This window comes from Bacillus sp. AY2-1, from assembly GCF_008368965.1.
Lineage (GTDB): Bacteria > Bacillota > Bacilli > Bacillales > Bacillaceae_G > Bacillus_A > Bacillus_A thuringiensis_S.
Map to the genome: position 1 here is coordinate 1 of NZ_QPEL01000207.1, position 12,775 is coordinate 12,775.

Below are 12,775 nucleotides of genomic sequence, written 5' to 3' on the forward strand. Positions count from 1 at the left end.
TTGGTGAGGGCTGATAATCAGTTGGGGATGAACAAAACCCCCACTGATTAAAGTTTCACTTTATCAATTTTTAGTTTCTTTTCCTTATTTAATTCTGTTTTGCAATCTAATAGAATGTTCATAAAAAATAAGCCTGCAATTTACGCAGACTTATTTCACACACTCCTGAAAATGTTCTTGGAACCACTCTTTATTAATATCTCTTCCGATAAAAACTACTTCACTTACTCGCTCTTCGCCCTCTTGCCACTCTCTATCGTACGAAGCGGCAAATAAAGTATGTACACCTTGGAAAACGATACGTTTATCTACTCCATCTATCGATAAAATTCCTTTGTAACGATATAAATATTCCCCTAGCTCTTGAACGACAGCTGACATCCACTCATTAAGCTTTTGTAAATCTAGCGGACGTTCTTCACGTAATACAAATGATTTCACACCTTCTAAGTGGTTATGTTCTTTATGAGGGTAAATTTGCAACGTATCTTTCGTTTTAAACGTTTGAATTTGTAATAAAGATGGTATATCTACCTCACAGTTAGTCGCCTCGATTAACTTTGCAGTCGGATTAATTCCTTGAATTTCATGCAAGAGATTTTCTTTCTCACTCTCTTCAATTAAGTCTAATTTATTTACTAAAACGACATCAGCAAACGCAATTTGCTCTTTTGCTTCTAATCCTTTTTCAAAATGTTTATGTATATGATAACTATCTACCACCGTTACAACACCATTAATTTGGTATGCAGATTGAATGACTGGATCTAAAAAGAATGTTTGAATAATCGGCCCTGGATTTGCAAGGCCAGTCGTTTCAATTACTAAACCATCAAAATCCATTTTCCCTTCTGCTTTTACGTCCAGTAACTGTTTTAAAGCAACAAGTAAATCTTCACGTACAGTACAACATAAACAACCGTTTGTCATTTCCATAATTTCTTCTTCCACATTCATAATCAACTGATTATCAATGCCAATTTGTCCTATTTCATTTACAATCACCGCTAATTTCTTACCGTGATTTTCTGATAAAATACGATTTAATAAAGTCGTTTTCCCTGATCCAAGAAAACCAGTTAATATTGTTACTGGAATCATTCCTTACATCTCCTTATAGCTATATGTTTCTACATTATAGCATATAGAGAAAATCATTTTTTTAGCAAAACATATTTATTGTATGTACGCCCCCCAAACTATATAATAATACGTAGTAAGAAAGCCTTTTCAAAATAATAATCATTCATCAAGGGGGTACTTATAATGGAACGAGTTCAAATGAATGAAACGCTAGAATTCTCTCGTATTATTCAAGGATTTTGGCGTTTAGCAGAATGGAATATGACGAAACAAGAATTACTTTCTTTCATTGAAGATTGTATGGATATGGGAATTACTACTTTTGATCACGCTGACATTTACGGCGGATATACGTGTGAAGGATTGTTTGGAGAAGCTTTACAATTAAAGCCTTCCTTACGAGAAAACATGCAAATTATTACAAAGTGTGGAATCGCTCCCCCATCACCAAAATTTCCAGAGCGATATGTTGCTCACTACAATACTAGTGCAGAGCACATTATTCAAAGTGCAGAAGCATCACTAAAAAATTTACATACAGATTATATTGACGTATTACTTATTCATCGTCCCGACCCTTTTATGGATCCAAATGAAGTGGCAAAGGCATTTTCACAATTAAAACAAGAAGGAAAAGTTCGTCACTTCGGTGTATCTAACTTCTTACCTTCACAATTTAATATGTTAAGTTCTTACTTAGATTTCCCGCTTATTACGAACCAAATTGAAGTTTCTGCATTGCAGCTTGAGCACTTTGAAAAAGGGACAATTGATTTATGCCAAGAAAAACGAATCAATCCAATGATTTGGTCACCTCTTGCTGGTGGGGAAATCTTTACTGGTCAATCAGAACGCGCCGTACGTGTACGTGAAACTGTGCAAAAAGTTGCTACTGAGCTAGGTGTTACTAGTATCGATACGGTTATGTATGCTTGGTTACTTGCGCATCCAGCTAACATGATGCCAATCGTTGGATCTGGTAAATTAGATCGTGTAAAAACGGCCGCTCTTGCTACAAAAGTTAACTTAGACCGTCAACAATGGTTTACAATTTTCGAAAGCTCTAATGGACATCCTGTACCATAATGCATAAAAAGAAGAGCTGTTTTCTTACAGCTCTTCTTTTTCATATGTATTTCTAGTCATAGCAAATACACACATATCCCTTAATCCGTTTCCATCTACCGCAACGCTCGCACTTTCTAACGTACCTTCTAACTTAAAGCCTAATTTCTCAGGTATCGCTCTACTCTTCTTATTGAAAGAATCACAACGAATTTCTACACGGTTTGCTTTCAATTCAGAAAAAGCATAATCCGTTATACCTTTCGCAGCCTCTACCATATAGCCTTTTCCACTAAACCTTGTATCAATCCAATATCCGATTTCAAATTGAGGTATATCCCAATTAATACGATGTAATCCGGCTGAAGCAATAAATTCACCTGTTTCTTTCGAAAATACTAGTAATCTTAAATCTTCACGTTGCAAAAATTGAATATGTGATTTTCTAATACTTTCTTCTATTTCTTCCTCTGTTTGCTCTTTTTGTGCAAAAGCCATCCAAGGTTTTAGTTCTTGTATTGAAGCTTGAATTGCATCATATACAACTTTACCATCTCCTGGTTTCGGCATTCGAATAAAAAGCCTGTCAGTATAAAATTCAGAAGGAAAATCGAATAATAACGGATTCACTGTAAACACTCCCTATAATTCTTTTATATATAATAATATCCATCTCAATTTATATAGTACAGAATTTTCTGAATTAAACACATTTTACTCATTCACTTCCATCGCTACAAAAATTCCAGATTCAATCGCACCTTGAATCCATCCGTGATATAGCGTTGTATGATCTCCAGCGAAGAATATTCTCCCCTCTGGTTTGACAATCGCTGGTTGTAGCTCAGATTCTTGACCTGCTTGAAAAAGCGCAAATCCTCCAAGCGCATACGGATCCAATGTCCAGCTTTTTGATATTCCAGATATGAACTCATCATACACTTGACCTCCTAATATTGTTGCTAAGTTGTGTAAGGCGTAATAAATACGATCGCCTTTTGATAAACCATCCCATAACAATGCATCGTAAGACCATGTATAGCTACCTAACATCATAGCAGGTCCTTTTTCTCCAATTCCATGACTTGGATAATAGGCATAACGAATTGGCAAATCTGTTATAATTCTGCCACCTAATTGCCCTTGTTCTTCCCAAAATCTGCTTTTAAATTGAATTCCTATTTTCGTCGCAGGCATGTAATGCAATTCACGAATTGCTTTCCATTTTTCATGAGATATAGAATCAAACGGATCTACTTCTACAAAACGCATTGTCGAAAACGGGATAGTAACAATAACTAAATCTCCTGTAATACTACTATATTCAAAAGTTTCCTCGTTCCGATAGAAAGCTGTCACACCATTATCGTGTTGATGTAACTTCATTAATTTTTGATTATATATAATATTTTCTTCTAATTGCGGTAAAAATGACTTTGGTAATCTATCATTCCCGCCCATAATTTCACAAAATCCGCTCTCCTCTTGCATAATGTATAGAAATCGTAAAGTCTCTACAAACGACCGCTCTAAAAAACCTTCTAAATCTAATAGAACACCGATCATCTCAATTGTTACTGGCGAAAAGTAAGTATTATACTGATAAGGATGATACTTTAAAAATTGTCCTGTGGAATATCTCCCAAAATCCTTCACTACAACATCCCAATTTTTCTCTGGATTTCTTTTAATAAAATTTATTATCGGCTGTACTGCTAATAACAATAGTTCTTCAGACGTTTTTCCCACTTCGTTCATTTCCACAGGATACCTTAAAATACTCGGATCCTTTTCATATTGTTTCAACGTCGTTTTCCGTCCATTTACATAAATAATATCCGTCTCATTCCTATTAATAAAAGGACTCACCTGTAGCCCAAATTTTCTTATATATGCCATCGTTAACCTATGTGTATACGGAATTCTCATTGCTCCCACATCTAAATATAATCCGGTATCTTCCATTCTAACTGTCTCTATACGGCCACCTACCCGGTTGTTTGCTTCAAAAATTTTCACATCATGTCCTGCAGCCTTTAATAAAGATGCTGAAACTAATCCAGCCATACCAGCTCCCACTACAATAATTTGTTTTGGACTTATCGTCTTCTTCAATCCTTTATCTATAACTTTTAACGCTTCATCCATTTCAGTGTTATACATTATATCTTTCTGCACAATTCCACCCCTTATTTCATCAAATGGACGTTAGTGGTTTAGTGCATTTTATTCATAGATCTCCATAAACATAACACCATTGCAATTTGAATATTCACTAAAAATACATAAGAGACAGATTTCATATTTCTTTATGCTTCGTATAATATAGCAACTGCAAAGAAGGAGTGGTTAAAAATGAAACATACTTATGACTACCATGCTACAAAAAAACATTTAGAATTAAAGAAACAAAACTTATGTAAAAAACTTAGCAATATGACACTATCTGCAAAAGAACGTGAACAGCTAAAACGTGAAATTGACAACTATGAATATATTTTAAATCTAGTCGAAATGAATCATTATGAACGCGGATTTTCTCATTAAAAGCGGAAATAAGATTATCCGCTTTTCATTTTGAGCATTTCACTACGCATTTTTCATAAGTAAATATATAATAGGATGTACATTAAGATTGAGAGGTATATTCTATGATCAAGTTAAGTGTATTAGACCAATCACCTATTTCAGATGGTAGCACAGCAGCCCAAGCTTTTTCACATACAGTTACGCTTGCACAAGAAGTTGAAAAACTCGGATTCACACGTTTTTGGGTATCCGAACATCATAATTCCGTAGGCTTAGCTGGTTCAAGTCCAGAAATACTTATTTCTCATATTGCCGCAAAAACGGACCATATTAGAGTCGGTTCAGGTGGTGTTATGTTACCGCATTATAGCCCATATAAAGTCGCTGAGAATTTCCGTGTTTTAGAAGCACTGTATCCAAATCGTATCGATCTCGGTGTTGGTAGAGCCCCTGGTGGTATGCCAATAGCAACTCGCGCACTTCAAGAAGGGAAAATGGTCTCACTTGATCAATATCCAGAACAAATTGCAGACGTTGCAATGTACATACATGATCAAGTACCAGAAAACCATCACTATGCAAACTTAAAAGCCACTCCAGTTATCCCAACATCTCCTGAAATGTGGATGCTCGGTTCTAGTGGAGAGAGCGCTAAAATTGCTGCAAACAACGGAGCTTCTTTCGCATTTGCACAATTTATTAATGGCTTTGGAGGCCCTGAAGTTATGAGGGCTTACCAAGAACAATATCAGCCCTCATTTTTAGGAGATAAACCAAAGTCAATCGTTGCTATTTTTGTTATTTGCGGAGAAACAAATGAAGAAGCAGAAAAAATTGCTTCTAGTTTAGATTTATCAATCTTATTATTAGAGCAAGGAAAACCAACTACTGGTACACCTTCTATTGAAACTGCTCAAAATTATTCATACAGCGCTTATGATTTATTCCGTATAAAAGAAAATCGTCAACGTATGATTGTTGGTGATCCGTCTTCTGTAAAAGAAAAAATAATAAACTTAAGCAAAGCATACAATACTGACGAATTTATGATTGTCACGATTACTCATCAATTCGAACATAAATTAAAGTCTTATCGCTTACTAGCAAATGCTTTTAATTTATAATTCTAAAAAGAGATGCATCACATATGATGCATCTCTTTTTCTTACTACTTATTGTTTTCATTTCCTATATATTCAATAGCTTCTTTTAATAGCTCATCAAAGTTAATAGGATAATTATGATCTAAGTCAGGCACAACTTTATACTTATGTTCTATATTCTTATCTCTTAATAGTTGTACAAATTGCTGCACGGATTCGAAACAATCTTCATCTTGATCCCCGCATACTATATATCCTTTTATATGTTTATCCTGCAGCACACTCAACAACTCATCCCATTCTTCAATCTTGGGAAGCCAGGGTGCCATAAAAACAAAACCATCTACATCTATATCTTTTTGTAAAATCGTATATAAAGCTACTCTTGCCCCTGCAGAAAAACCACCAATTATTACATTTTCTACTCTATAAACTTATTGTAATGCTCTTTTAATTCCCCTTTCCCTCTCTCTAGATCATCCCAAACAAATCCACCTGAAAACTGAATTTGTGAAGACTGTGGTAAAGCTAACGTGTAATCTTGTGTCAAAACTGATTTCCAATATGGCTCTACTATTTGAATATTTTCTTGGTCACCATGTAATGTAAGTAGTAGATTTCCCTCTTTCTTGCTGTATATATATTTCACGTCTGGTCTTTCCGTTTTATGTGCTAATCCTTCTCTTTCTTTACATAATTGAACCATTGTATGAAATTCTTCAAATTTATGTAGTGATTTTAAATCATCGTCCGAAATTAAATACTCATTTCCATACCAGAATCCCTTTTCTATAATGGCCTCTCTCATTAAATGTAATGCTTCTTTTTCAAGTCCCGATGCACTTGCGAGCGCATACTTAAAATTATATATTTGCGCCTCATTCCCTATTACACCTGTAGCATTTTCCATTATATAATTGTACGCTTCAAAACTTCCTTTATTTGCATAACAACGTAACGTTTCATTTAATAATTGAATGTAAGTCATACTATTTTTCATGTACCAATTCCCCCGAAACCTTTTATAATATTTTTTTGCGAATCTTTATACCACTTTGTATAACCTACGCTAACAATATCTTATTCTCAGAATGATGCTTAATAGTTACTCTTCCCTGTCCAATGCATTTAGTATAAATGAAAATAGACTGAAAAATCAATATTTTAACAAACAAAAAAAGACAACAATATATGTATTGTTGTTTTCATTACATCTACCCGCTCTTTTGTTTTTTTCTATCTGGTTTACTTGAAACTAAATAATGTTTTTCTGAAATATATAAGTCTCTTTTTAAGCTACGATTTAAGTAAGGTCCTAGTTTCATTCCGCATATGAGGCGATCTTCGCTACCTTCAACAATTGGGAACATTTCTTTTTCTGTTACGTATTGATCTACTGCTTTTTGTACGACATCAATTTCTTTCACTAGGTTTAAATTTTCTGCTGTATGTTCAAATACCTCAAGCGTTTCCTTCGTTATGAGAAAATCATTTGTTGGAAATGCAGGTAAATACGGTTTTAACAAATCATAATTCACTGTATAATCGTCATTTACTAATACTGTATAAACAATATTAGCATTCGTTTCTAAAAACTGAGCCATCGCTTGTTCTAATTCATCTTTCGTAATTTCCCGCTCTTCTTTTCCAGTTCTGAAAAAGCGAAACATCGCATCGCCTCCTTTTTACTATATTATAGCATAAAAGAAAACTGAAAAATCATAAAAAAACCCATTGAAATAATTTTTCAATGGGTTTCTATATATTTATCGTTATTTTAAGAATGCACTTAGCATCCATACATGTTGTTCTAATGTTGTATGAATTGCTAACAACATGTCAGCTGATGTTTCATCGCCAGCTTCGCCCGCAACTTCCATACCTTCTTTTAATTCTTGAATAAGTGCAGAATAATCATTCACTAATGTTTGCACCATTTCTTCTGCAGATTCTTTGCTTGTCCCTTCGCTGACACTAGATGTTGCGAGATATTCTTTCATTGTCGCTAATGGTTTACCTTCTAAAGCTAAAATACGTTCTGCTAACTCATCAATATACGTTCCAGCTTCATTATAAAACTCTTCAAATTTCTCATGTAATGTAAAGAAGTGTGGCCCTGTCACATACCAGTGATAATTATGTAGTTTCACATATAACACATTCCAGTTTGCTACCTGCTTGTTTAATACTTCAACAACATTTGTTTTCGTACTCATACAACCCACTCCTCTTATCATTTTGTAATGTTTATCTTTTAATAACCTAATTACATTTTACCATACATTCCCTTTCCTTTCGAACAATCGGCTTATATGTAACAAAGTTTTAACACCTTTAATACTTCCCTAATATCATTTAATTCATGTATTTTTTCAAACACTTCATACGTCTAATTGTCCAAGCTCATACATATGCATAATAGTACATCAAGCTCATCATAGTAGAAAGAGGGATAACATGGACAATCAACAATGGCAAGTAGCAAAGAAAGTAGCTGCTACTTATATCGGAACTGTCGTTGGAGCTGGATTTGCTACTGGACGAGAAATTGTTGAATTTTTCACAGTGAATGGATTATATGGGACAATTGGCATATGTGTAAGTGGATTTTTTTTTATTTGGCTCGGCACAAAGATGATGTTACTTTCATCGCAAATTGGGGCATTTTCAGCGCAAGAATTTAACAAATATTTATTTGGGGATGTATTTGGGAATGTTGTAAACACATTATTATTACTCGTTTTATTCGGCGTAACGAGCGTTATGTTATCAGGGGCTGGTGCAGTATTTGAAGAGCAACTTCGCTTACCAAGACAACTCGGTATTCTCATTACAGTTATCGCTTGTCTCATTATAAGTAGCCGCGGATTACAAGGTGTTTTTGAAGTAAATACACTTGTCGTACCTATTATGATGATTTTTATTATCGGACTTGCTATTACAACCTTTTTTCACGGTACACCTTCCATTAATAACACTATTCCTGCAGAGAGTTGGAATATGAAATGGATTACTAGCCCTATTACATATGTCGCCTTAAATCTTTCTCTCGCCCAAAGTGTTCTCGTCCCATTAGCCAGTGAAGTTAAGGATCGAAAAGCCATTTTTTGGGGTGGGATTTTAGGGGGTGCTGGACTTTCTTTAATTTTATTATGCAGCCATTTAGCAATCTTATCAGTCGATCAATTTTATCAATATAACATCCCAATGGCTGAAGTCATAAGAAGATTTAATGCAACTTTTCACTTCTTCTTCGTTCTCATTATTTTCGGTGAAGTTTTCACAACTTTAGTTGGTAATGTGTTCGGAATGACAAAACAGATGCAATCTATTACTGGGTGGAAAAATAACAATATTATTTTCTTTATTTTACTAATTAGTTATTGCTTTAGTTACATCGGTTACAGTGACTTACTTCACATTCTATATCCTATCATCGGATGGGTAAGTATTGTTATACTTCCAATCATTGCATTTAAACAACTTCAAAAAACATAAAAAAGCATCCATGTTATTGGATGCTTTTTTATGTTCATTCACAATCATCACATACTTCCCAGTACGGCCCCATTTCTAATGCTAAATATGGCTTTAATTGCAACCGAATCATTCGACTAGGCATGCGCTCTAAAACAAATTGAATACCCTCTTCATCTTCGTCTAATTCAACTTTTGAAATCGCAATTCTTTGCATAGTCGTAATGGGAATTCCATCTTTATATAAAGTGATTTTCACCTCATCGTATTCATTAAAATACAATTCGACACTCATTTGATTTTTCAGAATTTCATCAACAATTTTATATGTATCATTTTGTTCTTGGATTATATATTTCCATCCGCCTCTATCTTCTTTCGGAGCTGTTTGAAATAATGTCTCCAAATCCTCGTATAGCATAAGATAACCCCTCTCTTACTAAAAACGATGAGTATTTTATATACCCTTTATCTCTATCACTATCCATAGCTATTGTACCATATATCACCGTTCTTACCGTATTCATTTGCTTCATACATACTTATAAAACAACTAATTCTATCTCCATTATTATGTATATTACCTCATTACTCCATACTCTCTTACAAGTTCAAATAACATCAGACTTTAATCAATGCAAATATTCTCTACTGTCCGCTTTTATTAGCTTACAGCATTCACACTTTTACATATAGTAAGACTAACACAAATAAAAAAGGAGAGTGACTTATACCACTCCCCTTAAAAGAACTTCCCTATAGCTGCTAAAACTAATACGATTATTAAAATTGCGAATAATAATGAGACAATGAAACTAAAAATAGGTAACGCTTTCTTTTCATTCTTCTTAAATAGTAACTTTAAACTAAGAAAAATATTTACTGGTACAAGTATAAAATAAAAATATTTAACAATTTGCACCGAGCTATTCGAAAGTGTTTTTAATATAAACACTTCAATTAGAAAAACAATAAAAAATGAAATACTTAGCCAAAATGAAACGTAACTAAGCCAAGAATGTCTTTTTGTCCCCCAGTACACTCCCATAATACTCTCCTTTTATTTGTATTCTATAGATTAACAATTATACACAAAGCTAACAAATACCTCTATTTTTCGACAAATATTATGCAAAATACCATTTTAAACGTCATAAGAGGACTCTACATCCCACATTTAAATTTACATAATAAAACAGACTCTCCCAATACATACTTCTATTTTAGGGACAGCCTGTTCTCTGTTAAACTTTAAATCTGTCAATTAGTCCTTGTAACTCTTCAGCCATTTGAGATAACGTGCCCGCTGCGGATCCAATTTCCTCCATCGAAGCTAGCTGTTCTTCAGCTGAAGCCGCAACATTTTGTGTGCTTGTTGCATTATTTTGTGCTGTCATTGCAATTTGTCCTACCGAAATAGATACTTCATTTGCCCCTTTTGACATTCCATTAGCCGTTTCAACCATCGTCTTAATTTGATTAGCTATTTCATTTGTAGATTGTAAAATTTCAGCAAAGTTTTGCTTCGTTTCATTTGCGATAACAAGTCCAGATTGAACTTCCTCATTTACATGATTCATAGATTTGACTGTCTTACCCATATCATCTTGTATTTCACATATTAATTTACTAATTTCACTAGAAGATACGCTAGACTGCTCTGCCAATTTACGTACTTCATCTGCAACAATCGCAAAACCTCTTCCATGCTCACCGGCTCTTGCAGCTTCAATCGCCGCATTTAGAGCTAGAAGGTTTGTTTGATCTGCAATATTTTGAATTACTTCTAAAATATCACCAATTTGTTTTGATTTATTATTTAGTAATTGTATAACTGCATCTGATTGTGACACAGATTCTGCAATAGACTGCATCTGGTTTACTGTTCTTCCTACTAGTTTCCCACCATCTTCTGCTTTTTCACGAGTATGTGCGGAAGCCGTATTAATAGATGATGAACTATTTGCTACATGCTGAATTCCTTCCGTTACATCAAATAGCAACATAGCACCATTTTCTACGCTTGTTGTTTGCGTCGTTGCCCCACTTGATATTTCATCCATTGCGATTGTGATTTGCTCAGTCGCTTCACTTGCTTGCCTTACACTTGCAGTTAGCTCTTCTGATGCCGCTGCAACATGCCCAGCTGAATCGTTAATTCTTCCGATTAACGTCCGTAACGAATTCGTCATCTCATTAAAGCCTTTAGCAAGTTGGCCGATTTCATCATTAGAATGAATTTCAATTGTTTGCGTTAAATCCCCTTCACTTATTTCTTTAGAGGTAACAACTAATCTCTTTAAAGGCTTCGTAATTGAAAGTGTTACAAAATAAATAAGTGCTCCACCTATTACTAATGAGATAAGCATAACAATTAACATATTATAAAATACAGGTTGAGCAGCTTCAATTACTTCACTTGAGTACATAGTCCCACCAATTTTCCAACCTGTTTTTACATTTGTAGCAAATACCATATTCTTTTCACTACCGCCATAAGAATATGAAAAAGCACCGTGATTATCTTCATAAATTTTCTTTGCCCAAGAATCAGCCGCTTTTTCTCCTGATTTTTCTTGTGGATGAGCAATTATTTTTTGCTTTCCATCTAAAATGAAGGCATATCCTTTTTTACCAATATTAATTAACTTTGATGTTTTTAATAAATTATCTAAACTTAAATCTAGCGCAACAACCCCATTTTTATCTTCTGTTTGTTTTGCGATTGTTACGACAATATGTCCATTTCCTTTTGCCTTATACGGCTCAGTAACAACAATACCACCTTGTTTTGCCACTGCATCTTTATACCAAGGTCGTGCTGTTGGATCATAATCTGCTGCCATTTGTATATTTGGTTCTTGCACAAATTTTTTATCATTTCCGGCAACATATACTTGTTCAACATCTTTATTTAAATTTATATATTGAGATAATGTTTTTCTTAATTCATCCTGATTATCTCCTTGATACATATTCCCCTGAATCACCCGTGCAAAATTATTCACATCATTAAATTTTGCATCAATCATTTGATTGATTAAATTATCCAGTATTTTTATATTGTCGTTGGCACTACTCTTAATTTGTGATTCAAAATTCTTTTTGGCTGTTTGATAAGACATGCCTCCGATAATAGACACAGCCGCAATTAAAATTACAAAGAATGAAATTAATAGCTTTTTTGCTACTTTCATATCACGAAACAAATTTAATAGTTTACCCATTATGAACCTCCTAATTTTCAAATTTAAAAGTTAAATTGNNTTAATTATTAATATTTCCCAATCCCTAATTATTATTTTCATAACCTATTATGATGAATTCTTTGTAAAGTTTAAACAATTAATTTCTCTTTGTCTATATATATAAATAATATTAATATAAAATTTACAAATAGAAAAAACCAAAGGGCACCCTTTGGTTTTTACATTTTTTTATGTTGTTTAGAAAGCTTTTTCCACTTATCACGCTCTGCTCTGGCAAGGATTGCATCTTGTTTTCTCATAAAATACGCC

At 33.9% G+C, this 12,775-nt stretch carries 12 protein-coding genes and 1 pseudogene; 4 read left to right on the forward strand and 9 right to left on the reverse strand.

The window, feature by feature from the left end:
* Positions 1 to 150: 150 nt before the first annotated feature.
* Complete coding sequence (locus tag DN403_RS28740; protein WP_000613427.1) at positions 151 to 1,101, reverse strand: CobW family GTP-binding protein; 951 nt, start codon at positions 1,099 to 1,101, stop codon at positions 151 to 153.
* 165 nt (positions 1,102 to 1,266) lie between these two features.
* Here DN403_RS28740 and DN403_RS28745 point away from each other — a divergent pair, with 165 nt between their 5' ends.
* A complete protein-coding gene (locus DN403_RS28745) occupies positions 1,267 to 2,169 on the forward strand; it encodes an aldo/keto reductase (RefSeq protein WP_000442821.1) in 903 nt (300 codons plus the stop codon).
* Positions 2,170 to 2,193: 24 nt separating this feature from the next.
* Here the strand turns inward: DN403_RS28745 and DN403_RS28750 are convergent, their stop codons facing one another.
* Positions 2,194 to 2,778 carry a GNAT family N-acetyltransferase gene (locus DN403_RS28750; protein ID WP_001068738.1) on the reverse strand — a complete coding sequence of 195 codons (585 nt, stop codon included), beginning with the start codon at positions 2,776 to 2,778 and terminating at the stop codon, positions 2,194 to 2,196.
* 84 nt (positions 2,779 to 2,862) lie between these two features.
* Positions 2,863 to 4,326, reverse strand: a complete 1,464-nt coding sequence (locus DN403_RS28755) for a flavin monoamine oxidase family protein (protein WP_001168122.1) — start codon at positions 4,324 to 4,326, stop codon at positions 2,863 to 2,865.
* A gap of 177 nt (positions 4,327 to 4,503) precedes the next feature.
* Between DN403_RS28755 and DN403_RS28760 the strand changes: the two genes are divergently transcribed.
* Positions 4,504 to 4,695 carry a DUF3896 domain-containing protein gene (locus tag DN403_RS28760; RefSeq protein ID WP_000683363.1) on the forward strand — a complete coding sequence of 64 codons (192 nt, stop codon included), beginning with the start codon at positions 4,504 to 4,506 and terminating at the stop codon, positions 4,693 to 4,695.
* A 104-nt stretch (positions 4,696 to 4,799) separates the two neighbouring features.
* Entirely contained in the window at positions 4,800 to 5,801 is a 1,002-nt protein-coding gene (locus tag DN403_RS28765; RefSeq protein WP_000594035.1) for an LLM class flavin-dependent oxidoreductase, read from the forward strand.
* Between the two features lie 44 nt (positions 5,802 to 5,845).
* Here DN403_RS28765 and DN403_RS28770 read toward each other — a convergent pair.
* The 3 genes and pseudogenes from DN403_RS28770 to DN403_RS28780 all read right to left on the reverse strand — a co-directional run bounded on the left by DN403_RS28770 (position 5,846) and on the right by DN403_RS28780 (position 7,996).
* Positions 5,846 to 6,780 (reverse strand): annotated as a pseudogene (locus tag DN403_RS28770) (alpha/beta hydrolase).
* A 214-nt stretch (positions 6,781 to 6,994) separates the two neighbouring features.
* On the reverse strand, positions 6,995 to 7,450 hold the full coding sequence (locus tag DN403_RS28775; protein ID WP_000488205.1) for a DUF3939 domain-containing protein: 456 nt from the start codon (positions 7,448 to 7,450) through the stop codon (positions 6,995 to 6,997).
* 102 nt (positions 7,451 to 7,552) lie between these two features.
* Positions 7,553 to 7,996, reverse strand: coding sequence for a Dps family protein (locus tag DN403_RS28780; protein WP_000105199.1), 444 nt, complete (start codon positions 7,994 to 7,996; stop codon positions 7,553 to 7,555).
* A 241-nt stretch (positions 7,997 to 8,237) separates the two neighbouring features.
* On the opposite strand from DN403_RS28780, the gene DN403_RS28785 reads away from it, so the two are divergent.
* Positions 8,238 to 9,278: a YkvI family membrane protein gene (locus tag DN403_RS28785; protein ID WP_000370209.1), complete on the forward strand. Its 1,041-nt coding sequence runs from the start codon at positions 8,238 to 8,240 to the stop codon at positions 9,276 to 9,278.
* Between the two features lie 34 nt (positions 9,279 to 9,312).
* Here DN403_RS28785 and DN403_RS28790 read toward each other — a convergent pair whose 3' ends face one another.
* The 3 genes from DN403_RS28790 to DN403_RS28805 form a co-directional block, all read right to left on the reverse strand.
* The gene (locus DN403_RS28790; RefSeq protein WP_000965064.1) at positions 9,313 to 9,678 is read right to left on the reverse strand and encodes a DUF3979 family protein; all 366 of its coding nucleotides are present in this window, start codon (positions 9,676 to 9,678) and stop codon (positions 9,313 to 9,315) included.
* Between the two features lie 321 nt (positions 9,679 to 9,999).
* Positions 10,000 to 10,305 carry a hypothetical protein gene (locus DN403_RS28795; RefSeq protein ID WP_000539571.1) on the reverse strand — a complete coding sequence of 102 codons (306 nt, stop codon included), beginning with the start codon at positions 10,303 to 10,305 and terminating at the stop codon, positions 10,000 to 10,002.
* Positions 10,306 to 10,501: 196 nt separating this feature from the next.
* On the reverse strand, positions 10,502 to 12,484 hold the full coding sequence (locus DN403_RS28805; RefSeq protein WP_000517288.1) for a HAMP domain-containing methyl-accepting chemotaxis protein: 1,983 nt from the start codon (positions 12,482 to 12,484) through the stop codon (positions 10,502 to 10,504).
* Positions 12,485 to 12,775 lie beyond the last annotated feature (291 nt).